Below are 22916 nucleotides of genomic sequence, written 5' to 3'. Positions count from 1 at the left end.
ATCTAGTCGTGACCGACGACGCCGAGCAGATCGAACGAGCATGCGCGGACGCATGGCCTGCCCAGATCGAACGGCCACTCGGACAGTGGCGGCTGCGCGCGGCGGGCGGCTTCACCGGAAGGGCCAACAGCGCGCTGGCGATCGGCGACCCGGGCACGACGATGGGCGACGCACTGCGCTCGGTATGTGACTTCGCCCACGCCCACGGCATCGATCCGGTGGTGCAGGCGATCCAGGACGGACCGGTCGAGCGGCAGCTGCCCGAACGCGGCTGGCGGCCCTACGACGAGTACGCCAACGGCAACCAGGTGTCCGTGCTCCTCGGCGAGGTCACCGAGGGAAGCGACGACCGCGTGCGCGTGCTGGACGCCCCGACACCCGGCTGGTGGCGGCTCACGGCGGACACGACCGAGCCCACCGACGCGCAGCGCCACGTCCTCACCGGCGGTCCGCTGGTCGGCTACGGGGTCGCGGAGGTCGACGGACACACGGCGGGTGCCGTGCGCGGCGCCGTCGCCGGCGACGTGCTGCTCGTGGCCCGCCTCGCCGTCGATCCCGGCTACCGCAGGCAGGGGCTCGCGACCGCGTTGATGGCCGGTATCGGCGGCTGGGCCGTCGCCCACGGGGCTACCCGCTGTGTTCTGCAGGTCTCGGTCGGTAACACCGGTGCGCTGGCGCTCTACGAAGGGCTCGGTTTCCGTGAACACCACCGGTATCGCTACTGGGTTCCGTGGAAGGATCGGGCGTCGTGAGGGAAAGGCAGGCGCTGTGAAGGTTGTCGTTGTGGTCGGCGGGGTCGGCGGCGCCCGGTTCCTGCTGGGGATCAAGGCCGCGCTCGGACTGCCGCCGATCGGTGAGGGCGAGTCTCCGCACCAGGTGACCGCGCTGGTCAACACGGGTGACGACGTGTGGCTGCACGGGCTGCGGATCTGTCCCGACCTCGACACGTGCATGTACACGCTAGGCGGGGGCATCGACACCGCTCGCGGCTGGGGGCACGCGGGCGAGACGTGGACGGTCAAGGCGGAGCTCGAGGCGTATGGCGCGGAGCCGACGTGGTTCGGGCTCGGCGACAAGGACATCGCCACCCACCTGATCCGCTCGCGGATGTTGCGGGCAGGCTATCCGCTCTCGGCGGTCACCGAGGCGCTGTGTGACCGGTGGCGGCCGGGCGTGCGGCTGCTGCCGATGACCGACGACCGGGTGGAGACCCACGTCGTGGTGGACGACCCCGAGGACAAGGGCCAGCGCAAGGCGCTGCACTTCCAGGAGTGGTGGGTCCGGTACCGGGCCGAGCTGCCCGCCCATTCGATCGTCCCGGTCGGGGCCGACGAGTCCACGCCGTCCCCTGGCGTCGTGGAGGCCATCGAGGAGGCCGACGCGGTGTTGTTCGCGCCGTCCAACCCGGTCGTCTCGATCGGCACGGTGCTTTCGGTGCCCGGGGTCCGCGAGGCGCTGCGCAAGACCTCGGCGGGCATCGTCGGCATCTCCCCGATCATCGGCGGCAAGCCGTTGCGCGGCATGGCCGACGCATGCCTGAGCGCGATCGGCGTGGAGACCTCGGCGGAGGGCGTCGGCAGGCACTACGGCTCGCGGCAGACGTCCGACGACGGGTTGCTCGACGGCTGGCTCGTGCAGTCGGGCGAGTCGGTGGACGTGCCGGGCGTCGCCGTCCGCGCGGTCCCGCTGCTGATGTCCGATGTGGATGCGACGGCGAAGATGGCCCGCGCCGCGCTGGAGCTTTCCGGGGTGGACGTTGACTGATCACAGCGCGAGCAAGCTGGAGGTCATCCCCGTCGAGGGGCTGCCCGAGTTCCGGCCCGGCGACGACCTGACGGGGGCCATCGCGAAGGCCGCGCCGTGGCTGCGCTCGGGCGACGTCGTGGTGGTGACCAGCAAGGTCGTCTCCAAGATCGAGGGCAGGCTCGTCACGGTGCCGAGCGAGCCGGAGGCCCGCGACGCCGTGAGACGCAAGCTGGTCGAGGAGGAGTCGGTGCGCGTGATCGCCAGGATCGCGCGCACGGTGATCACCCAGAACCACCTCGGCATCGTGCAGGCGGCCTCCGGGGTCGACGCCTCCAACGTCGCGCTGAACGAGATCGCGTTGCTGCCCGCCGATCCGGACGCCTCCGCGCTGGCCCTGCGCAACGGGCTGCGTGAGCGGCTCGGCGTCGAGGTGGCCGTGGTGGTCACCGACACGATGGGCCGGGCGTGGCGGGTCGGCCAGACCGACGCGGCGATCGGCTCCTCGGGGCTGCGCGTGCTGCACTCCTACGAGGGCCAGGTGGACCCGCAGGGCAACGAGCTCGCCGTCACCGAGATCGCCGTGGCCGACGAGGTGGCCGCGGCGGCGGACCTGGTGAAGGGCAAGCTCGGCGGCACCCCGGTCGCGATCGTGCGCGGACTGGAGATCGGCGACAACGACTCGTCGGCACGTGACCTGGTACGGCCCGTCGAGGAGGACCTGTTCCGGCTCGGCACCAACGAGGCCATCGCGCAGGGCCGTCGCGAGGCGGTGCCTGCCCGGCGGTCGGTGCGCGAGTTCAGTGACGAGCCCGTGGCCGAGGAGTCGCTGCGGGCCGCGATCGGCGCCGCGCTCACCGCGCCCGCCCCGCACCACACGCACCCGATGCGCTTCGCGTGGCTGCGCAACCGGCCGGTGCGGGTGAAGCTGTTGGAGGCGATGCGCGACGCGTGGCGGGCCGATCTGGTGGCCGACGGCTTCACCGAGGACCAGGTGGCCAAGCGCCTGAAGCGCGGCGACATCCTGTTCAACGCGCCCGAGGTGGTGGTGCCGTTCCTGGTCGCGGAGGGCGCGCACACCTACCCCGACGCGCGGCGCAACGCCTGCGAGCACACGATGTTCACGGTCGCGGGCGGGGCCGCCGTGCAGGGCCTGCTGGTGGCGCTGGCGGCGGAGGGCCTCGGCTCGTGCTGGATCGGGTCGACGATCTTCGCCGCGGACATCGTGCGCGAGACGCTCGGGCTCGACGAGACGTGGGAGCCGCTCGGCGCAGTCGCGATCGGTCATCCACTGCGAGCACCTGAGCCGCGCGAACCGCGGGACCCCGGAGAGGGATTGGTGGAGTTCTAGTGCTGCACGCCGACGTCGTGACCGTGCTGGACGCCTGGCGGCCCGCGACACGGAGCCAGGAGTCGTTGCGGCAGAGCTACCTCGGTTTCCTGGCCGCGCGCGAGGACGCGTGCGCCCGCGAGTGCGCGCCCGGGCACATTACGGCGTCGGCCGTGGTGCTGGACGAGCCGGGCGAGCGCGTGCTGCTGACCCTGCACCCGAGGGTGGGCCGGTGGCTGCAGCTCGGCGGGCACTGCGAGCCCGGCGACGCGACGCTCGCCGACGCGGCGCTGCGCGAGGCCACAGAGGAGTCGGGCATGACCGGGCTCAAGCTCGACCCCGAGCCGGTGCACCTCGACGTCCACCCGATCACGTGCTCGCTCGGGGTGCCGACGCGGCACTTCGACGTGCGGTTCCTCGTGCGCGCGCCGCACGGTGCCGAGCCGGTGGCGAGCGACGAGTCAGACGACCTGCGGTGGTGGCCAGTGCACGCGTTGCCGCCGGGCAGTGAAGAGCTGACGGAGCTGATCGCCGCCGCGCTCGAACGCGCGTGACTTCCCCGCGGGAGGCGCCATGATCGTCAACGTGGACAGCACCTCGAAGGTGCCACCATACGAGCAGGTCCGTTCGGAGCTCGCCAAGCAGATCAACGACGGCACCCTGCCGGTCGGCACGAAGCTGCCGACCGTGCGGCAGCTCGCCACCGACCTCGGCATCGCGCCGAACACGATCGCCCGCTCCTACCGCGAGCTGGAGGAGGCGGGGCTCATCGAGACCAGAGGCAGGGCGGGCAGCTTCGTGGGCACCTCCGGCGACCAGAGCCGCCGCCGGGCGCGCGACGCCGCGACGAGGTACGCACAGACGGTGCGCAAGCTCGGCCTCGGCACCGAGGAGGCGCTGGCGATCGTCACCGCGGCCCTGAAGTCTCCGCAGTGAAGGCCACCTTCACTGCGTTGAACGCAGTGAAGGTGGCCTTCACTGCGGCTGGCAGCCTGCGGTCGCGTCAGGGCACCTGGAACGTCGAGTCCCGGACGTCCGTGATCGCCATGTGGCCCGGCGCGTGGCCGATCGCGAACGACGGCTTCGAGCGCATCACCGCGGCCTGCGGGGTCACGCCGCACGCCCAGAACACCGGGATCTCGCCGGGGCGCACCTCCACGGCGTCGCCGAAGTCGGGGTTGCCGAGGTCGTCGATGCCGAGCAGGCCGGGTGATCCGATGTGCACAGGGGCGCCGTGCACGGCCGGGTACCGCGACGTTACGCGCACCGCCGTCGCCACCAGGTCGGCCGGGATCGGGCGCATCGACACCACCAGCGGCCCGGACAGCGAGCCCGCGGCGCGGCACTCCCGGTTCGTCCGGTACATCGGCACGTTCGAGCCCGCGTCGATGTGCCGCACCGGAACACCGGCGTCCAGCAGCGCGGCCTCGAACGTGAAGCTGCAGCCGATGAGGAAGGACACCAGGTCGTCGCGCCAGAGGTCGGTCACCTCGACGCGCTCGTCCACCAGCTCGCCGTCGCGGTAGACGCGGTAGGCGGGAAGGTCGGTGCGCAGGTCGCCCGTGAAGATCGAAGCGCTGGTCTCCCCCGGCTCCGTCACGTCGAGCACGGGACACGACTTGGGGTTGCGCTGGGCGAACAGGAGGAAGTCGTAGGCGTCCTCCTTCGGCAGGCACAGCAGGTTGGCCTGTGTCCAACCCGGACAGTAACCGGAGGTGGGAACCCTCAGTCCGGCACGGAACTTCTCCCTGATCTCGGCTGGTGACACCATCATCGGTTTCTCCTTCTCCCCACGGCGAACCGCAGCCGCATCCCCGGCCGCGCCTGTGCCGCCTTGTCGACGTCGCCCGACACGACGACGGCGATCACCGGATAGCCGCCGGTGACCGGATGATCCGCGAGGAACAGCGTCGGCCTGCTCGACGGCGGCACCTGCAGCGCACCGACGACCATTCCCTCGCTCGGCAGTTCCTCGTCCCTGCGCCGCTTGAGCTCGGGACCGTCCAGCCTGATCCCGACGCGGTTGGCCTCGGCCGTCACCGTGTACGGCTCGGACAGCAGCGCGTCCAGCGCGCCGTCGGCGAACCAGTCGGCCCTCGGCCCCGGCACCACGGTGAGCACGACCTCGTCGGCGGGCAGCTCGGCGACCGGCGCGAAGTCGGTGACCGGGCACCGCTCGGGAGCGGGTCCGACCGGCAGAGCCGTGCCCGCGCTCAGCCGGACCGGCCCCAGCCCGGCCAGCACGTCGGTGGAGCGCGAGCCCAGCACCGGCTCGACCGCGATGCCGCCGCGCACGGCGACGTAGCTGCGCAGCCCCCGCTCGGGCGTGCCGAGCCGCAGCACCGCCCCTGCCGGAACCCGCACGAGCGCGTTGGTCGCCGCGCCCCGGCCGTCCACCGTGACCGGACACGGCGCCCCCGTGACCGCCACCGTGAGGTCGCGCCGCGCCCGCGCCGCGAACCCACCGAGGGTCACCTCCACGGCCGCGGCGCCCTCTTCGTTGCCGAGCAGCCGGTTGGCGAGCCGTAGCGAACCACGGTCGGCCGCGCCCGAGATCCCGACCCCGATACCGGCCAGCCCGGGGCGCCCCAGGTCCTGGACCGTCGACAGTGGACCGGTTTCGAGCACCTCGAGGCCGACGCTCACGATTCCGCCTCCTCGGTGTCCTGCGGGACACCCGCACCCGGTCGGCGGAACTGAGCACCGGCTCCGCGATTCTGGCTCACTCCGCCTCCTCGGTGTCCTGCGGGACACCCGCACCCGGTCGGCGGAACTGAGCACGGGCTCCGCGATTCTGGCTCACTCCGCCTCCTCGAAGCGCACTCGGACGCCGGGCCGCAGCAACGCGGGCGGATCCCGGTCTACGTCCCACATCCTCAGCTCCGTGCGCCCGATGAGCTGCCAGCCGCCCGGCGACTCCCTCGGGTAGACCCCCGAGAACGTCCCCGCCAGGCCGACGGCGCCGACCGGCACCCTCGTCCGCGACTCGGCCCGCCTGGGCACCTCCAGCCGCGGCGACCCCCCGGTCAGGTAACCGAAACCGGGCGCGAACCCGCCGAAAGCGACCGTCCACTCCGTACCGGTGTGCTCCTCGACGACCTCGCGTTCGGTGAGGCCGGTGAGTATGGCCACCTCCTCGAGGTCGGCGCCGTCGTAGACCACCGGGATCCGCAGCAGTTCACTTTCCCGCGTGCTCACCTCGCCGGGCCGGACCGACCGCACCGCCTGTTCGATCCCGGCCATGTCGGCGGCAGCGGGATCGAGCCGGAGCAGCAGTGTCCGGGCCGCGGGCACGAAGTCGGTCACGCCCTCGGGCGGATCGGCTTCGAGTGCCGCGTGCAACGCCCTGACCTGGTCGAGATCGTCGAGCTCGACCAGCAGCCCGGAGTCGGCACACGGCAGCACACGCATCGTCAGCTCCACAGATCGGCGATACCACTCAGCGAGTTCCAGCCGAGGTACAGCGTCAGCAGCCACGCCAGTACGCCGATGACCAGCAGCCAGCGCGGGTAACGGTAGCCACCCAGCAGGTCCCGGCGTCGCGCGGCGACCCACATCAGCACACCGAAACCGACCGGCAGGATCAGCCCGTTGAGCGCGCCCGCCAGGATCAGCAGCGTCGTCGGAGCCTGGTCCAACAGCAGGAACGCGACGAGCGAGATCGCGATGAACCCACCGACGAGCCAGTTCTGCCGCCGCTTCAGCGCGGGCGAGAACGTCACGAGGAACGAGACCGACGTGTAGGAGGCGCCCACCACGGACGTGATCGCGGCGGCCCACAGCACCATGCCGAACAGCCGAAGGCCGACCTCACCCGCGGCGTGGCCGAACGCGTCGGCGGCGGGGTTGTCGGCCGCGAGCGTGACGCCTCCCGCCACCACGCCGAGGATCGCGAGGAACAGCACCACGCGCATCAGGCCGGTCACCAGGAGCGCGACGACCGAGCTGCGCGAGACCTCCCTGACCTGGTCCGGTCCCGTGGTGCCCGAGTCGACGAGCCGGTGCGCGCCCGCGTAGGTGATGTAGCCGCCCACCGTGCCGCCGATGAGCGTGGTGATCACGAGGAAGTCCACGGTGTCCGGCACCACCGCCTGCGTCAGCGCCTCCCCGACTGGCGGCCCCGACACGATCGCGACGTAGGTGGTGAGGCCGATCATCAGCACGCCGAGCACCACCACGAGCCGGTCCATCGCGATGCCGGCCTTCTTGCTGAGGAAGATGCCGATGGCGATGACCGCCGAGATCGTGCCGCCGATCTTGACGTCGAGGCCGAACAGCGCGTCCATGCCCAGCGACGTGCCCGCGACGTTGCCGATGTTGAACACGAGCCCGCCGAGCACCACCAGCGCGGCCATCACGTAGCCGACGCCCGGCAGCACCTTGTTGCCGAGTTCCTGGGCCCGCATGCCCGAGATGCCGATGACGCGCCAGACGTTCAGCTGCACGGCGATGTCGATGACGATCGACAGCAGGATCGCGAACGCGAAGGCCGCGCCGAGCTGCGCCGTGAACGACGTGGTCTGCGTGATGAAGCCGGGGCCGATGGCACTGGTCGCCATCAGGAAGATCGCACCGAGCAGGGCACCGCGTTTGGTGGCGGCGCCCAGTGCGGCGCCCGCCTTCTCGCCGGCTTTCTCGCCGGCTTTCTCGCTGGTGGACGTGCTGATGTCGTCGGCCATGGGGGCCTCCCATTCCGTCAGGTTTCCGAAGACGGTACTGAGTTGTTGAACAATCCTGCAAGACCCTTGTCGAACTTCTTTTGTTAAGCTGCGATCACACGGAACGGAGGGGTCATGGCCGCCACAGACCCGTGGGTGGATCTGCTCGCGGGCGACCGCTCACTGCTCGACCGCACCAGCACGGCCGAACGCGTCGCCGACCTCCTGCGACAGCGCATCATCGAAGGCGCGCTCCCCCCGGGTACCCGGCTCTCCGAGGAAAGCGCCGGCCGCGCGCTCTCGGTTTCCCGCAACACACTGCGTGAGGCGTTCCGCCTGCTCGTCCACGAGCGACTGCTGGTGCACGAGTTCCATCGCGGCGTGTTCGTCCGGGTGCTCGACGCCGACGACATCGTGGACCTTTACCGCACCCGGCGCGTGCTGGAGACCAGCGCCATCCGCTACGGCCCACTGGCCGACACGGAGCGCATCGCCGCGATCGACGCAGAGGTCGCCATCGCCGAGGAGGCGGCGCCGCAGGAGCGCTGGGTCGACGTCGGCACCGCGAACATCCGGTTCCACCAGGCCGTCACGGGCCTGCTCGGCAGCCCGCGCGTGGACGACATCATGCGCAGGGTGGTGGCGGAGCTGCGGCTGGCCTTCCACGTGATGGCCCGCCCGCGTGAGTTCCACGAGCCCTACATCGAGCTCAACCGCGGCATCGCCGACCTGCTGACCAAGGGCGAGTTCACCGAGGCCGAGCGCAGGATGGAGTCCTACCTCGACATCGCCGAGGCGCAGCTGCTCGACGCCTACCGTCAGATCGCGCGGTAGTCGCGCACCGGGTAGCGCGGGCCGAACCTGGGCCGCGAGAACCCGGCGGCCTCCAGGTAGCGCACCGCGCGCTGCCGCTGCGGCGCATACGGCGCCAGCACGGCCCGCATGCCCTCGTCGTCGAGAGCCCTGCCGACGAGCGCGTGCCCGACGACGGTGGGAATGTGGAAGTCGCCGAAGCTCACCGCGTCCGGGTCACCCCACGCGCGCTGGGCGATCTCGGCCGCCGTCCACACGCCGATGCCAGGCACCTTCCGCAGCAGCGCGCGTCCCTCCGCGCCACGCAGCTCGACGGCCCGCTCCAGCCTCGGCGCCACGCTCGCCGCCGCGAGCAACGCCCTGCGCCTGCTCACGTCCACACCGGCCTTGTGCCAGTTCCAGTCCACTATGGAGCGGATCGCCGACGGCGTCGGCGGCACCCGCATCCCCTCGGGAGTGGGGCCGGGCGCGGGCTCGCCGAAGCGGCGGCACAGCTCCCGCCACGAGCGGCGCGCCTCGTGCCCGGTGACCTTCTGCTCCAGCACCGAGGGGATCAGCACGTCCCACACGCGGCCCGTCGCACCGAGTCGCAGCAGCGGCCGCTGCCGCCGCGCCCAGGCGACGGCGTCGTGGTGGGCGACGAAGCCGGAGTCGTCATCGTCCGCGCCGAGCAGCGCGGGCAACCCGTCGAGCAGGAGCTCGGCCCCGCCGCCCCACGCCTTGGCCTCCACCGCGCCGTCCGTGCGGCACACCAGCACGAGCGTGCCGGGGCCGCCCTCGGTGTTCGCGGTGAGCCACAACCGGCCCGCACCGTCCTGGCGCAGGCACGGGTCGCCCCGGCCGCGCCGCAGCGGCGCGATCGCCGAGGAGACGTCCACCGGGAAGTCCGGTTCCCAGCGGCGGAACAGCTCAGGCATCGCTGGAGAACCGAATCGAGCCGGGTGGCAGCACCGCGTCCGGCCACACCCGCGCCCCGTCGAGCAGTTCGCATCCGGCGCCGACCGAGGCTCCGTCGCCGAGCACCACACCCCGCAGCACGGCACCGGCGCCGACGCGGGCACCCGTGCCGAGGACCGAGTTCTCCACCACGGCACCATCTTCCACCCGCGCGCCGTCGAAGAGCACGGATCCCTTCACGCGCGCGCCCGCGCCCACGACGGACCCGGCGCCGAGCGTGGTGCCGCCGGTGACCTCCGCGTCGTCGGCCACCGTGGCGCCGTCGAGCCGCAGCACCTCGCCGACCGGTCCTGGCAGCGCCGACGTGGGGGCCAGCCCGCGCACGAGATCCGCCGATCCGCGCACGAACGCCTCGGGCGTGCCGACGTCGAGCCAGTAGGAGCTGTCGACGAAACCGTGCACGTGCGCGCCCTCGGCGAGCAGGCCGGGGAAAGTCTCGCGCTCGACCGACACCCGCCGCCCGGCGGGAATGGCCTCGACCACCTCGCGCCGGAACACGTAGCACCCGGCGTTGATCTGGTCGGTCGGCGGGTTCGGCGTCTTCTCCAGGAACGCCGTCACGCGCCCGTTCGCGTCGGTCGGCACGGAGCCGAACCGGCTCGGGTCGGCTACGCGCTGAAGGTGCAGCGTGACGTCGGCCGACGCGTCGCGGTGGGTCGCGACGAGCGCGCCGAGGTCCGCGCCGGACAGGATGTCGCCGTTGAAGATCACGACGTCGTCGGCGCGGAGGTGGCCGGCGACGTTGCGGATGGCGCCGCCGGTGTCGAGCGGCTCCTCCTCCACGACGTACTCGATCTCCAGCCCGAGCGAGGAACCGTCGCCGAAGTAGTCCTCGAACACCTCGGCGCGGTACGACGTGCCGAGCACCACGTGCGTGATCCCCGCCTCCCGGATCCGCGACAGCAGGTGCGAGAGGAACGGCGCGCCCGCGGTGGGGAGCATGGGTTTCGGCGCGGAGAGCGTGAGCGGGCGCAGGCGAGTGCCCTTGCCACCGACGAGCACGACGGCGTCGGCTCCGGTCACGGACGTCATCACGAGCACCTTTCCCTTCCTCGGCTGCGATCATCCGGCGACAAACCGGGGGAAACGCTGACGGTGAGCGGCCGGAGGGCCTACCCTAGACAGCAACGCGGCGGCCCCGGCGAGAGAGGGCCTCGGTTGAAGTATCGGGGAGGCGAGGGAATGGATCCCCGCGATCGGGCGAACGCCGTGCTGTCCCGCGCGCAGACGCGCGACGGTGTGGTGACGCCGGACAACATGACGTCGCCGATGGATGCCGCGAACACGCAGCAGATCCCGGGATCGGTCGTCCGGCGGCTCGACACCGAGCAGGACCCGGACACCACGACGAAACTGTCGGCGTCGTTCATCGAGAGCAGCGACAGCCACCTGGCCGAGTCGCAGCCGACCACGCGGCTCGACGCCGCTCAGGCGGCGAATGCCGAGCCGGAGGTCGAGCAGACGGAGATCAGCGGATTGGTCCCGACCACTCGCACCATGCCCACCCGCTCGAACGTCGCCCGCCGCCTAGAAGGACTCTGACCCGCAGCACCCGACCGCAGCCCCGACTACGGCACCCGACTGCAGTGAAGGCCACCATCACTGCGTTCAACGCAGGCATGGTGGCCTTCACTGCGGCTGCCGTCGAGCGTGGCCTCAGCCGCGGCGGGTCTCCAGCCGCAGGCGGACGGCCAGCCCCGCGCGGATCGCCAGCAGCAGCGGCTTCCACAGCAGCCCGCGGTGCCGGTCGGCGAGGTAACGGTAGGCGCTGTCGTGGTGGGCGGCGAGCATCTTCGCCGACGCCTTCGACGTGGCCTGCCCGCCGATGTGCATCACCGAGGCCGACGGCGCGTACACGTTGAGCCAGCCCGCACGCGTGAGCCGGTCGCCAAGGTCGACGTCCTCGAAGTACATGAAGTAGCGCGGATCGAACCCGTCGACGGAGTCGAACGCCTCACGCCGGACGAGCTGACACGAACCCGACAGCCAGCCCGCGGTGCGCTCCGTCGGCTCCCCGGTCTCCTGCCGATAGGCGCGGGTCCACGGGTTGCCGCGCCAGATCTTGCCGAAGATCGCGTGCCCGACACCGCGCCCGAGCGAGGGCAGCAGCCGCGCCGACGGGTACACGGTGCCGTCCGGCTCGCGGATGAGCGGACCGAACGCCCCTCCGCGCGGCCAGCGCTTGGCGACCTCGAGAAGCGCGTCGAGCGAGCCGGGGTCCCATTCGAGATCGGGGTTGGCGATGACGACCCAGCCGACGCTGTCGTCGAGCTCGGCGACGCCCCGGTTGGCGGCGGTGCCGTAGCCGAGGTTCTCGCCGGTGCGAAGCAGGTGCACGTTCTCGCGCTCGGCGGCCTTCTCGGGAGCGCCGTCGACGGAGCCGTTGTCGGCAAGGACGACCCGCACGTCGCGGTCGGTCGCCTTGGCGAGCGTGTCGAGGAACCGCTCCAGCGTTTCCCCTGGCGAGTACGTCACGGTCACCACGGCGACGCCGTCGCCGTAGGTCTTCGGCTCGGTCACGCGGCCATTGTGCACCCGGCACGGTGGGTAGTTCCCGACCGGTCCTTGTGCGCACTCCTGTCGGGGGTCGACGGCAAGATGGGCCGGATGACGGTGCACGCCTTCGTCGACGAATCCACGCGAACCGGGCTTTACCTGCTCGGAGTGACGATCGTGGAACCCGCTCAGCTCAGACCCGCTCGCCGGGAGCTGAGCAGACTGCTGCTGCCCGGAGCACGGGAGCTGCACTTCAAGAAGGAGAAACCACCGCGAAGACGTGAACTCGCCGACCGGATCGCCAGGCTCGGTGTGCCCACGAGGATCTACTCGGCCTGCTGCTCGCCGAAAGCCCAGGAAGACGCTCGCCAGCGATGCCTGGAGGAGCTGGCGGGCGACCTGCTCGACGTCGGTGCGCGACGGCTGGTGCTCGACTCGCGCGGGCACCGCGATGTCGACGACAAGCGAACGCTGCAGCGGGTACTAGGGTTCCGGCCGTCGAAGACCGACCTGACCTATGAACACTTCGAGTCGACGGCCGAGCCGTTGCTCTGGATCGCTGACGCGGTGACCTGGTGTCACGGAGCGGGCGGCGAGTACCGCAGGCGCGTCGCGGGCATCATCGCCGAGGTCGTGCGCCTATGAGGCCCGGACAGGCGAAAGGCCCGCGAGACGACCGTCCGGACGCGTCGCGGGCCCTCATACTCGGCTCCACAGGAGCTTCGCACCGACAACCATACCCCTTCCTTCTTCCCCCTGTCACCTCACATCTCACGGGTGCGGTGCCGGTGGAACGCGCGGTCGTAGGCCTCCCGATGACGCTCGGCGCTCGTGGCCCACGAGAAGTCCTTCGCCCTGCGCTGCGCGGCCTCGGCGAGCGAGGCCCTGCGCATCGGGTCATCGAGCAGCTCGCTCAGGGCCGCCGCGACATCGCCCGCGCCCACGCCGCAGTAGGCCACCGCGTCACCGCCCACCTCCGGCAGCGCGAGCCTGCGCGTGGTGAGCACGCACGCACCCGATGCCATGGCCTCCAGCACCGGCAGCCCGAAGCCCTCGCCGAGGCTCGGGTAGGCGACCAGGTCGGCGCCGCCGAGGAACCCGGCGAGCGTGCCGAACGGCAGGTACCCGGCGCGGATGACGCGCAGCCGGTGCGGCACGGCGTCGAGCGCGTTCTCCACCTGCCGGTCCCAGCCGGGCTGCCCGGCGAGCACTAGCGCGGGCGGTTCCGGCCGGTCGGCCACCGCGAGCGCGAAGCCCCTGATCAGCGCGGGAACGTTCTTACGGGGTTCGAGCGCGCCGAGGAACGCGACGTACGGGGTGTCGCCGAGGCCCACGGCGTCGCGGGCCGCGCGGATCTCCTCCGGTGACGGAGGGTGGAACCGCTCCTCGTCGACCCCGTGTTGGATGATCTCCACCTGCGCGCCCCGCACGCGCGTGACCCTGGCCAGCTCCTCCGCGGTCGCCGCGCTCGGCACCACGCACACCGATGCCCTGCTCAGGGCCGTGGCGGTCCACGCACGGAAGAAGCGGGCCTTCACCGAGGAGTGCAGCACGGCGTCCGTGAAGAAGGTCGCGTCGTGCAGTGTCACGACCGATGCCGCCCGGCTGGCGAGCGGCATCGTGTAGTGCGGGGAGTGGACCACGTCCACGCCGAGTCTCCGGACGAGCCTCGGCAGCGTGGTCTGTTCCCAGGTCAGGCGGGCCGTCCTGGTCGCGGTCGACTCGGCGGCGCCCACCACCCGCGAGCGCGGAGCCAGCTCGGCGTACAGCTGGACGTCCCTCGGCTGGCACACGACGGTGATGTCGGCACCGGCCACGTCGAGCGCGGCCACGAGGGAGTCGACGTACCGACCCACGCCGCCACGATCGGCCGGCACGGCCGTGGCGTCGATCAACACGCGTGGTTCTGCCACCCGTGCAGACTACGGCCCCGGCGACTCCGGCCGGACAGGATCCAACGAACTCGTGGTGTGGATCGTCCAGACCGCCTCGGCGGCGGCCCGCCACGAGAACGCGGCCGCTCTGGCCCGCCCGGCCTCGGCCAGCTCCTTCGCCGTCCGGGCGGAGCCGAGGACCTCGCGCAACGCCGAGCCGAGCGCCACAGCGTCACCACGCGGCACCACGCGGCCCGCTCCCCCGGCCACCTCGGCCAGCGCGGGAGCGTCGGAGTGGACCACCGGCACCCCGGCCGCCATGGCCTCGAGCACGGGCAGCCCGAACCCCTCCGCGAGGCTGGGCGCGGCCAGCACCGTCGCGCAACTCAGCACGGTCGCCAGCTCGGCGTCGGTGAGCCTGCCGAGCACGCGGACCTGACCGTCGCGCAGGCCTGCCTCCGCCGCGAGCCGCAGCGGGTCGAGCCCGCCCCAGCCGGGCTGGCCCGCGAGCAGCAGCGGCTCGTCGAGCCCGGTCATGGCGCGCACGAGCACGTCGATCCCCTTGCGCGGTTCGAGGGTGCCGATCGCGAGCACGTACCGGGGCGGCAGCTCCATCGGCACCCGATCGGGCAGCGCGGTGACCCCGTGCCCGATCACGTGCGCGCCCTCGGCCCCCGGCACATACGCGGCCAGCTCACGGGCGACCGCGTGCGTGGGCACCACGAGCGCGTCGGCCCTCGCCGCCGCCCTGGTGATCATCGACCGGTGCCACGCCACTCCCCTCGGGGTGAGCGTCTCGGGATGGGTCCAGGGCACCGTGTCGTGCACGGTCACCGACAGCGTCCGGCCCCGGCCCGCCCGCGGCGGCGCCAACGGGGTCGGCGCGTGCATCGCCGTGCCGCCGGGCCACAGCGGCAGGCCGTACTGCCACGCCGCCACCAGCGCCTTCCTCGGCAACGGCAGCCGCAGGGGGCCCCGCACGCCCTCGACGCGGGCGGGCTCGACGTCGCCGTGCCTCGCCACGGCGCTGGAAAGCGTCCAGCCCTCGGGCACCGTCTCCGCCAGCGCGCGCAGCAGCTCGGCGGTGTAGCGGCCCGTACCTCCTGGAACGGGCGCCAGCAGCTGCTCTGCGAGCACGACGAGTTCACCCACGCCGCTATTCTGCCCGCGTGCCCGCAACCACCGTCGTCGTCGTCACCTGGCGTGGCGCCGCGCACCTGACCGACTGCCTCGACGCGCTCGCGGCACAGGATCGTCCACACCGGACGCTGGTCGTGGACAACGCCTCCGACGACGGTTCGGCCCGGCTGCTCGCGGAACATCCCTCCCGTCCGGAGGTGCTGCGCCTGCCCCGCAACGCCGGTTACGCGGGCGGGCTCGCGGCCGCGCTGTCCGCTGTGGACACCGAGTACGTGGCGTGGCTGAACGACGACGCCGCGCCGGAACCGGGCTGGCTGGCCGCGCTGGAGGACGCAATGCGGCCGGGCGTCGCCGCCGTCGCCTCCCGGCTGGAGTACCCCGACGGGACCCCGCAGTCGCTCGGTGTGCGCCTCACCGCCGACGGGCACGGCGCCGACCTGGTCACGCCGGGTGAGCCCTTCGGCTTCTGCGGCGGCGCCGCGCTGCTGCGCACCGACGCGCTCCGGGCCGAGGGCTCGGTCCCGGCCGCCTTCTTCTGCTACTACGAGGACACCGACACGGCGTGGCGGCTGCGGCTCGCCGGGTGGGACGTCGCCGTGGCGCCGGACGCCGTCGCGCGGCACCGGCACGGCGCGAGCACCCGGCCGGGCTCGCCCCTGTTTCACCGGTGGAACGAACGCAACCGGCTGCTCATGCTCGTGCGCTGCGCCCCGGCGATCGTGGCGGCGCGGGAGCTGGCGCGGTTCGCCGCCATCACGGCGCTGCTGCCCCTGCGCCACGACGTGCCCTCCGCGGCCAACTTCCGGACGAGGCTCCGCTGCCGGGTACTCGCCGAGGTCGCGGCGCGACTGCCCGCGACGCTGTGGGCCCGCGCCGGGATCGGCGGACGCGCGAGCGTCCGCCGAGGCGTCCTCTGGCGGCGGTGGGCGGGCCGATAAGCTCTGACCAAGCAGACAAAGGGGAGCGCGACCTTGGTACAACCGCTGGTCTCGGTGATCGTGGTCAACTACCGCGGCGCCGACGACACCATCACGTGCCTGCGCGCGCTCGCCGAGCACGACTACCCCCGGCTCGAGGTCATCTGCGTCGACAACGCCTCCCCCGGCGGCGACGCCGCCCGCATCCGGGCCGCCGCACCGGGCGTGCGGGTGATCGAGTCGGACCGCAACCTCGGCTTCGCAGGGGGCTGCAACCTCGGCGCGAAGCACGCCGGGGGCACCGTGCTCGCGTTCCTCAACAACGACGCCCGCCCCGGCCCGCACTGGGTCGAGGCCGCCGTCGCCACGCTGCGCGACGACCCGGCCGTCGGCGCCGTCGCGAGCAAGGTCCTCGACTGGGACGGCACCGGCACCGACTTCGTCGACGGCGGGCTCACGTGGTTCGGCATGGGCTACAAGCGGCACGCGGGCACACCCATCGCCGACGTACCGGCCGGCGAGCACGACTCCGCCAAGGACGTGCTCTTCGCCACCGGGTCCGCCATGTTCGTCCGGGCGAGCGTCTTCGCCGAGCTGGACGGGTTCGACGAGCGGTTCTTCATGTTCTACGAGGACGTCGATCTCGGCTGGCGGCTGAACCTGCGCGGCTGGCGGGTGCGCTACGTCCCCGAGTCGCTCGCCTACCACCGCCACCACGCCACGATGTCCGAAGTGGACACACCAGACAGCGGTCGGGAGACGTTCCTGCTGGAGCGCAACGCGTTGTGCACGCTCTACAAGAACCTCTCCGACGAGACTCTGGCGAAGGCGCTGCCGGCCGCGCTCGCCCTGAGCGTGCGCCGCGCCACGGCAAGGGGCGAGCTCGACCCCACGCAGCTGGACCTCGAACGCGGCGTCGGCCCCGCCGAGACCGGCCCGGTGCCTGTGCCGAGGAGCACGCTCGCCGGGGTGCTCGCCGTCGACCAGTTCGTGGAGCTGCTGCCCTCGCTCGCCGAGGCCCGCGAGGCAGAGCAGGCCGCGCGCGTGCGCACCGATGCCGACCTGCTTCCGTTGCTGCGCAACGCATTGGAGCCCGCCTATCCGCTGCCGCGCTACCTCGCCGCGCACGACATCCTCGTGTCGGCGTTCGGCATCGAGCAGGCGTTCGGCAAGCGCCGCAGAGTCCTCGTGATCACCGGCGACGCGATCACCGAGCGCATGGCAGGCCCCGCCATCAGGGCATGGAACATCGCCGAGGTGCTCTCGGGCGAGCACGAGGTCCGGCTGGTGACCGTGAACCCACTCGCCGATCCGCCGCCCGCGCCGTTCCAGGTCAGCGCGGCCCGCAGGCGTGACCTGAGCGAGCCGCTCGCGTGGGCGGACATCGTGATCCTGCAGGGGCACGTGCTGGAACTGGCCCCGGCGCTGAAGAAGGAGTACGCGCACAAGATCGTGGTGTGCGACCTCTACGACCCGATGCACCTCGAGCTGCTCGAACAGGGCAAGGACGCGCCCGACGACAAGCGGGCCGCCGACCTGGCCGGCGTCACGAAGGTGCTCGACGCGCAGCTGGAGCGCGGTGACTTCTTCCTGTGCGCCTCGCAGCGTCAGCGGCACTTCTGGCTCGGGCACCTCGCCGCGCTGGGCAGGCTGACGCCCCGGCTCTACGACGCCGACCCCACCACACAGTCGCTGCTGTCGGTGGTGCCGTTCGGCCTCTCGCCGAGGGCGCCGCGCCGCACCGGCCCCGGCCTGCGCGCGAACCTCGACGGGATCGTCGAGACCGACCACGTCGTGCTGTGGGCGGGCGGCGTCTACAGCTGGTTCGACCCGCTGACACTCGTGCGCGCGATCGAGCGGCTGAGCACCCGCCGCGCCGACGTGCGCCTGGTCTTCCTTGGCATGCGGCACCCGAACCCCGAGGTCGCAGAGATGGACATCGGCGCGCGGACCGTCCGCCTCTCGGACTCGCTCGGGCTCACCGGCAAGCACGTCTTCTTCAACGAGCAGTGGGTGCCCTACGACGAGCGGCAGAACTGGCTGCTCGACGCCGACTGCGGCGTCACCACGCACTTCGAGCACGTCGAGACCACGTTCGCCTTCCGCACGCGGGTGCTCGACTACCTGTGGTCGGGGCTGCCGATCGTCACCACCGACGGCGACGCCTTCGCCGACCTCGTGCGCGAGGAACGGCTGGGCGTCGTCGTCCCGGCCGAGGACACCGAGGCGCTGGCCGACGCGCTGGAACGCTGCCTCTACGACACCGAGTTCGCGAAGGCGTGCCGCGAGCGCATCGAACGGGTCGCTCAGCGCTACACGTGGCCGGTGGTGCTGGAGCCGCTCGTGGAGTTCTGCCGGGACCCCCGGCCCGCCGCCGACCGGCTGCCCGGCGCGGCCGACCTCGCACCGGGGGAACCGGTGCGAGGCAAGGAACTCGTCCGCCGCGACCTCGCGCTGGTGAAGGAGTACCTCGCCGAGGGAGGGCCGGTCGAGCTCGCGCGGCGTGCGGGCGGCCGGGTCAAGAAGCTCGCCAGGCGTGGGCTGCGCCGTGGCTAGGCGGGAACTGCGGGTGCTGCTCGACGGCACTCCCCTGCTCGGCGACCGGACCGGCATCGGCCGCTACACCGCCTCGCTGTCCGAGGAGCTGGCCTCACTGTCCGGTGTGGACACCCGCGCCGTGGCGTTCACGTTGCGGGGCTGGCGCAAGCTCCGTTCGGTGCTGCCGCACGGCGTGCGGGCGCGTGGCATGCCGGTGGCGGCGCGGCTGCTGCGCAAGACGTGGCTGCGCTCGACGTTCCCTCCGGTGGAGCTGTTCGCAGGCGCCACCGACGTGGTGCACGGCACCAACTTCGTGCTGCCCGGCACGTTCCGCGCCGCCGGTGTGCTCACCATCCACGACCTCGCGTTCTTCGACGCACCCGGCGAGCTGGCACCCGGTGACGCCGAGCTGCCGGAGCTGGTGCGGCGCGGAGCGGCGCGCGCCGACGTGATCTGCACGCCGACCGCCGCCGTCGCCGACGCCGTGGCAGAGCGACTCGACGTCGACCGCGCGAAGATCGACGTGACCCCGCTCGGTGTCGACGCGGGCTGGTTCACGGGCAGGCCACCGGGCCAGCAGATCCGCGACCGGCTCGGCCTGCCGCGCGATTACCTGCTGTTCGCCGGGGCGGCGGGCCCTCGCAAGGGTCTCGACTGGCTGCTCAAGGCGCACACGGCTGACGCTGACCTGCCGCCGCTCGTGTTCGCGGGCCCCGGCACCTTCCCGGCGACCGAACGCACCCAACACGTCGGCTATCTGTCCGATCTGGACCTGCAGCGCGTGGTCGCCGGTGCGTCGGCGCTCGTGCTGCCCTCGCGCGACGAGGGCTTCGGGCTGCCCGTGCTGGAGGCCATGGCGTGCGACGTGCCCGTGGTGTGCACCGACGTGCCCGCGCTGCGCGAGGTGTCGGGCGGGTTCGCCCACCTCGTCGAGTACGGCGACGTCGACGGGCTCACCACCGAGCTGCGGGCCGCGGTGTCGGAGCCCAACGCCGCGTCGACGGCGGCCACGCGCAGGGCGCACGCGGCGAGCTTCACGTGGCGGCGTTGCGCCGAGACCACGGTCGCCGCGTACCGCCGTGCCGTCGAGGGTTAACCGAGCTTTCGCACTACCCGGTCCTTGGCCCGCTCGTGCGCGTCGCGCAGGAGGTCGAGCACCTGCGCCGACGTCCGCTCACCGGGGTTGACCACCGCGATCCATCCCTGCCTGCCGTAGACGGGATGCGGCAGCACCACGTCGGGCTCCGCGGGGTCCGTGACGCCCTGCCCAGTGAGCCGCTCTAGCGCGGTTCGGCCGACGTGGATGTTCACCCTCCACCGGTCCTCCGCCTCGAGGTCGGACTCGGTGTCACCGGGGTAGTTCTTCGTCACGATCGTTCCGTAGGGTTGCACGTTCGCCGGGACCCGGCCGTCCGGGGCGTAGTAGAAGAAGTAGTCACCCCACGCGATCTCGGGAGCGCCGCTGGACGCGTCCGGCGCGAGCACCAGTACGCCGTCGAACGAAGTGACCGTGTCGAGGATCTGCTGGATCATCATGGTTCAAGTGTGAGGTTGAAGTGCTTATGGAGGGTTTCGTGAGCCACTACCGGACGGCGCAGCTCGCGACGGCCTCGGGATACTCCGTCCAGCAGGTGCGCGACCTGGAACGCCTCGGCGTCATCACTCCAGCCGGCCGAGGAGCGAACGGCTACCGGCAGTTCACCGACGAGCACCTGCTGGCGCTGCGTGCCTACCGTTCCCTGGCGACGGCCGTCGGCCCGGTCGTCGCCCGCCAGACCCTGCGCGACGTGCGGGCGTTACCGCTCGCGGAGGCGGCCGCGCGCGTGTCCGAGCTGCACGTCCTCCTCGCGAAGGAACGCCGGGACGTGCTGGCGGCCCTCTCAGCGGTGCGCGCGATCCAGGCCGAGGCTCCGGTGGAGGCGGACGAGGAGCCCATGTCCATCACCCAGCTCTCCGACGCGCTCGGAGTCCGCTCCTCCACGCTGCGCTTCTGGGAGCAGGAGGGGCTCGTCGTGCCCGAGCGGGTCACCTCGCAGGCAGCGCGGCGCTATCCGCCCGCCGCCATCCGAGAGGCACGGATCGCCGCGGCGCTGCGGGCCGCAGGCTACCGGATCCCGGACGTGCGCCGGACGATCGAGGCGGTACGCAGGCATGCCGATCTCGACGACCTAGCCGAAACTCTGCACGACCGGCTGACGACCATCGCCCAACGCACCGTTTCGCTACTCACCGCAGGCACCGCCATCACCCACCTGATCGCCCCCTAACGCTCCCCAAGGCCACCTTTGTCGCATTGATCGAACACTGCGACGCGCAGCGTCTCCGTTCGGGTGGTGGCGGGAGACGGGTGGGCGCAACAAAGGTGGCCTTGGGGGCAGTGGGGGCGCGCTACTTCAGTGACGCCGCGTGATCGGCGAAGAAGGCGCGCAGGGCGTCGCGCCACGGGCGCAGCGGCGTGAGACCCGCGTCGCTCCACGCGGCGTTGGACAGCACCGAGTAGGCGGGCCGCGGCGCCGGGCGCGGGAACTCTTCCGTGGTGCACGGCTTCACGCGCTCCGGGTCGGCGCCGAGCTCCTCGAAGATCGCCCGCGCGAACCCGCACCACGTCGTGTCACCGGCACCGGTACAGTGCAGCACCTTCCGCGAGGGGCCGTCGCCCTCGGCGATCCGGCCCGCCAGCTCGAGCAGGCCGGCGGCGAGGTCGGCCGACCACGTCGGCGACCCACGCTGGTCGTCCACAACGGACAGCGTGTCGCGCTCTTTTTCCAGGCGCGCCATGGTCTTCACGAAGTTGGCACCGTTCGCGCCGTACACCCACGCCGTGCGCACGATCCACGCCTGCGCGCCGGAGCCGAGCACGGCGTCCTCGCCTGCTGCCTTGGTACGGCCGTAGGCGGTGCGGGGCCCGAGCGGCGCGTCCGGTTCGTACGGAGCATCGGCGTCGCCTGCGAAGACGTAGTCTGTGGAGACGTGCACCAGCGGCACGCGGCGAGACGAGCACACGGCCGCGAGCACCCTCGGCCCGTCGGCGTTCACCGCGAACGCCCTCGCCTCGTCCTCCTCGGCCCTGTCCACCGCGGTGTAGGCGGCGGCGTTGACCACGACGGGGAACCGGCCCGACTCGCGGGCCGAGGCCGCCAGCTCCGTGACGGCCTCCACCACCGCGCCCGGTTGCGTCACGTCCAGCTCGGCCGAGCCGGGGGCGCGCACGTCGACGTCGTCGTTCGCGAGCGCGGCGAGGTCACGGCCGAGCTGCCCGCTGCCCCCGGGTACGAACAAGGCCAGTTTCGCCAAGACTGATCACCCTTCCGTGAGCGCGGCCCGCCCCTTGAGGGGCTCCCACCACGCCCGGTTCTCCGTGTACCAGCGCACGGTGTCGGCCAGACCGCTGGTGAAGTCGACCCTGGGCTCGTAGCCCAGTTCGGTACTGATCTTCGTGATGTCGACGGAATAGCGGCGGTCGTGACCCTTGCGGTCCTCCACCGGCCGCACCATCTCCCAGCCGACGCCGACAGCGGCGAGCAGCCGCTCGGTCAGCTCGCGGTTGGTGAGTTCCGTGCCACCGCCGATGTTGTAGATCTCGCCGGCCCTTCCCTTCTCGGCGACCAGCTGGATGCCGTGGCAGTGGTCGTCCACGTGCAGCCAGTCGCGAACGTTGAGGCCGTCACCGTAGAGCGGCACGGGCTGCCCGTCGAGCAGGTTCGTCACGAAGAGGGGGATGACCTTCTCGGGGAACTGGTACGGGCCGTAGTTGTTCGAGCACCGCGTGACGCACACCGGCAGGCCGTAGGTGCGGTGGAAGGACCGGGCGAGCAGGTCCGACGACGCCTTCGACGCCGAGTACGGGGAGTTCGGCTCGAGGATGTGGTCCTCGGCCCAGGAGCCCTCGTCGATCGAGCCGTACACCTCGTCGGTCGAGACGTGCACGAACTTGCCGACGCCCGCGTCGTACGCCGCCTGCAACAGGGTCTGCGTGCCGAGGACGTTGGTGAGCACGAAGTCCGCTGCACCGAGGATCGAACGGTCCACATGGGACTCCGCGGCGAAGTGCACGACCAGGTCGACGTCGCGCATCACCTCGGTGACCACGGTCGGGTCGCAGATGTCGCCGCGGACGAAACGCAGCCGGGGGCTGTCGGCGACGGGCGTGAGATTGGTCTCGCTGCCCGCGTAGGTCAGCTTGTCCAGCACGACGATCTCGGCGTCCCGCAGTGCCGGATACTCCCCGCAGAGCGCCTGCCGCACGTAGTGCGAACCGATGAACCCGGCACCTCCGGTCACCAGGACCCGCATGTCTGTTTCCTCCCGTGGTCGTCCGCGCAGTCTGCCACGACGCTCCGTCCGGCATACGCAACATCCAGGCAACGTTTCGCGATCAGGCAACGTTTCGCGATCGAACGGCCGTCTCACAAGTACATCAGTAATGTGAATCCTGGGACCGACTGGGAGG

At 71.9% G+C, this 22916-nt stretch carries 24 protein-coding genes; 12 read left to right on the top strand and 12 right to left on the bottom strand.

Annotation, left to right across the window (positions count from 1 at the left end; all coding sequences use genetic code 11):
• Positions 1-8 precede the first annotated feature (8 nt).
• The 5 genes from FCN18_RS29280 to FCN18_RS29260 are packed head-to-tail and all read left to right on the top strand — an operon-like array spanning position 9 to position 4009.
• Positions 9-752, top strand: coding sequence for a GNAT family N-acetyltransferase (locus FCN18_RS29280; RefSeq protein WP_228714181.1), 744 nt, complete (start codon positions 9-11; stop codon positions 750-752).
• Positions 753-768: 16 nt separating this feature from the next.
• Entirely contained in the window at positions 769-1764 is a 996-nt protein-coding gene (gene cofD, locus FCN18_RS29275; protein WP_112275954.1) for a 2-phospho-L-lactate transferase, read from the top strand.
• Positions 1757-3094 (top strand): coenzyme F420-0:L-glutamate ligase, encoded by a 1338-nt coding sequence (locus FCN18_RS29270; protein WP_170200617.1) that lies wholly within the window; start codon positions 1757-1759, stop codon positions 3092-3094. The genes cofD and FCN18_RS29270 overlap by 8 nt, the downstream gene beginning before the upstream one ends.
• Positions 3094-3627 (top strand): NUDIX hydrolase, encoded by a 534-nt coding sequence (locus FCN18_RS29265; RefSeq protein WP_228714180.1) that lies wholly within the window; start codon positions 3094-3096, stop codon positions 3625-3627. Before FCN18_RS29270 ends, FCN18_RS29265 begins: the two co-directional genes overlap by 1 nt.
• A 19-nt stretch (positions 3628-3646) precedes the next feature.
• A complete protein-coding gene (locus FCN18_RS29260; RefSeq protein WP_112275949.1) occupies positions 3647-4009 on the top strand; it encodes a GntR family transcriptional regulator in 363 nt (120 codons plus the stop codon).
• Positions 4010-4076: 67 nt separating this feature from the next.
• On the opposite strand, the gene FCN18_RS29255 is transcribed toward FCN18_RS29260, so the two are convergent.
• The 4 genes from FCN18_RS29255 to FCN18_RS29240 form a co-directional block, all read right to left on the bottom strand.
• On the bottom strand, positions 4077-4841 hold the full coding sequence (locus FCN18_RS29255; protein WP_199542971.1) for a putative hydro-lyase: 765 nt from the start codon (positions 4839-4841) through the stop codon (positions 4077-4079).
• A gap of 2 nt (positions 4842-4843) precedes the next feature.
• Positions 4844-5719 (bottom strand): 5-oxoprolinase subunit C family protein, encoded by an 876-nt coding sequence (locus FCN18_RS29250; RefSeq protein ID WP_137096617.1) that lies wholly within the window; start codon positions 5717-5719, stop codon positions 4844-4846.
• A gap of 153 nt (positions 5720-5872) precedes the next feature.
• Positions 5873-6484 (bottom strand): 5-oxoprolinase subunit B family protein, encoded by a 612-nt coding sequence (locus FCN18_RS29245; RefSeq protein ID WP_112276184.1) that lies wholly within the window; start codon positions 6482-6484, stop codon positions 5873-5875.
• 2 nt (positions 6485-6486) lie between these two features.
• Positions 6487-7752, bottom strand: a complete 1266-nt coding sequence (locus FCN18_RS29240) for an NRAMP family divalent metal transporter (protein WP_137096616.1) — start codon at positions 7750-7752, stop codon at positions 6487-6489.
• A gap of 114 nt (positions 7753-7866) precedes the next feature.
• Here FCN18_RS29240 and FCN18_RS29235 point away from each other — a divergent pair, with 114 nt between their 5' ends.
• Positions 7867-8565: a GntR family transcriptional regulator gene (locus FCN18_RS29235; RefSeq protein WP_112275943.1), complete on the top strand. Its 699-nt coding sequence runs from the start codon at positions 7867-7869 to the stop codon at positions 8563-8565.
• On the opposite strand, the gene FCN18_RS29230 is transcribed toward FCN18_RS29235, so the two are convergent.
• The gene (locus tag FCN18_RS29230) at positions 8550-9461 is read right to left on the bottom strand and encodes a DNA-3-methyladenine glycosylase family protein (RefSeq protein WP_112275941.1); all 912 of its coding nucleotides are present in this window, start codon (positions 9459-9461) and stop codon (positions 8550-8552) included. The genes FCN18_RS29235 and FCN18_RS29230 overlap by 16 nt on opposite strands.
• A complete protein-coding gene (manB, locus tag FCN18_RS29225; protein WP_112276182.1) occupies positions 9454-10533 on the bottom strand; it encodes a mannose-1-phosphate guanylyltransferase in 1080 nt (359 codons plus the stop codon). The genes FCN18_RS29230 and manB overlap by 8 nt, the downstream gene beginning before the upstream one ends.
• A gap of 150 nt (positions 10534-10683) precedes the next feature.
• Between manB and FCN18_RS29220 the strand changes: the two genes are divergently transcribed.
• Positions 10684-11043 carry a hypothetical protein gene (locus FCN18_RS29220; RefSeq protein WP_112275939.1) on the top strand — a complete coding sequence of 120 codons (360 nt, stop codon included), beginning with the start codon at positions 10684-10686 and terminating at the stop codon, positions 11041-11043.
• A 114-nt stretch (positions 11044-11157) separates the two neighbouring features.
• Here FCN18_RS29220 and FCN18_RS29215 read toward each other — a convergent pair whose 3' ends face one another.
• The gene (locus FCN18_RS29215; RefSeq protein WP_199542968.1) at positions 11158-12021 is read right to left on the bottom strand and encodes a glycosyltransferase family 2 protein; all 864 of its coding nucleotides are present in this window, start codon (positions 12019-12021) and stop codon (positions 11158-11160) included.
• An 87-nt stretch (positions 12022-12108) separates the two neighbouring features.
• On the opposite strand from FCN18_RS29215, the gene FCN18_RS29210 reads away from it, so the two are divergent.
• A complete protein-coding gene (locus tag FCN18_RS29210; protein WP_112276180.1) occupies positions 12109-12642 on the top strand; it encodes a hypothetical protein in 534 nt (177 codons plus the stop codon).
• A 119-nt stretch (positions 12643-12761) separates the two neighbouring features.
• Here FCN18_RS29210 and FCN18_RS29205 read toward each other — a convergent pair whose 3' ends face one another.
• Positions 12762-13895 (bottom strand): glycosyltransferase family 4 protein, encoded by a 1134-nt coding sequence (locus tag FCN18_RS29205; protein ID WP_112276178.1) that lies wholly within the window; start codon positions 13893-13895, stop codon positions 12762-12764.
• A 24-nt stretch (positions 13896-13919) separates the two neighbouring features.
• Positions 13920-15023, bottom strand: coding sequence for a glycosyltransferase family 4 protein (locus tag FCN18_RS29200; protein ID WP_137096615.1), 1104 nt, complete (start codon positions 15021-15023; stop codon positions 13920-13922).
• A 17-nt stretch (positions 15024-15040) separates the two neighbouring features.
• Between FCN18_RS29200 and FCN18_RS29195 the strand changes: the two genes are divergently transcribed.
• Genes FCN18_RS29195 through FCN18_RS29185 form a run of 3 tightly spaced genes read left to right on the top strand, consistent with a single transcriptional unit; the run spans position 15041 to position 19562 of the window.
• Positions 15041-15949, top strand: coding sequence for a glycosyltransferase family 2 protein (locus FCN18_RS29195; RefSeq protein ID WP_137096614.1), 909 nt, complete (start codon positions 15041-15043; stop codon positions 15947-15949).
• Between the two features lie 33 nt (positions 15950-15982).
• Positions 15983-18484: a glycosyltransferase gene (locus tag FCN18_RS29190; protein ID WP_137096613.1), complete on the top strand. Its 2502-nt coding sequence runs from the start codon at positions 15983-15985 to the stop codon at positions 18482-18484.
• Complete coding sequence (locus tag FCN18_RS29185) at positions 18477-19562, top strand: glycosyltransferase family 4 protein (protein ID WP_199542965.1); 1086 nt, start codon at positions 18477-18479, stop codon at positions 19560-19562. The genes FCN18_RS29190 and FCN18_RS29185 overlap by 8 nt, the downstream gene beginning before the upstream one ends.
• Here the strand turns inward: FCN18_RS29185 and FCN18_RS29180 are convergent.
• Positions 19559-20002, bottom strand: a complete 444-nt coding sequence (locus FCN18_RS29180) for a DUF6194 family protein (protein ID WP_206078002.1) — start codon at positions 20000-20002, stop codon at positions 19559-19561. The genes FCN18_RS29185 and FCN18_RS29180 overlap by 4 nt on opposite strands.
• A 38-nt stretch (positions 20003-20040) precedes the next feature.
• On the opposite strand from FCN18_RS29180, the gene FCN18_RS29175 reads away from it, so the two are divergent.
• Positions 20041-20733 carry a MerR family transcriptional regulator gene (locus tag FCN18_RS29175; RefSeq protein ID WP_228714179.1) on the top strand — a complete coding sequence of 231 codons (693 nt, stop codon included), beginning with the start codon at positions 20041-20043 and terminating at the stop codon, positions 20731-20733.
• Between the two features lie 121 nt (positions 20734-20854).
• On the opposite strand, the gene rfbD is transcribed toward FCN18_RS29175, so the two are convergent.
• Positions 20855-21760 carry a dTDP-4-dehydrorhamnose reductase gene (rfbD, locus tag FCN18_RS29170; protein WP_137096611.1) on the bottom strand — a complete coding sequence of 302 codons (906 nt, stop codon included), beginning with the start codon at positions 21758-21760 and terminating at the stop codon, positions 20855-20857.
• A 6-nt stretch (positions 21761-21766) separates the two neighbouring features.
• The gene (rfbB, locus tag FCN18_RS29165; RefSeq protein WP_112275923.1) at positions 21767-22759 is read right to left on the bottom strand and encodes a dTDP-glucose 4,6-dehydratase; all 993 of its coding nucleotides are present in this window, start codon (positions 22757-22759) and stop codon (positions 21767-21769) included.
• Positions 22760-22916 lie beyond the last annotated feature (157 nt).

The sequence above is a fragment of the Prauserella endophytica genome (genome assembly GCF_005146945.1).
GTDB classification, from domain to species: domain Bacteria; phylum Actinomycetota; class Actinomycetes; order Mycobacteriales; family Pseudonocardiaceae; genus Prauserella_A; species Prauserella_A endophytica.
This window is presented reverse-complemented; position numbering and strand designations above follow the sequence as displayed.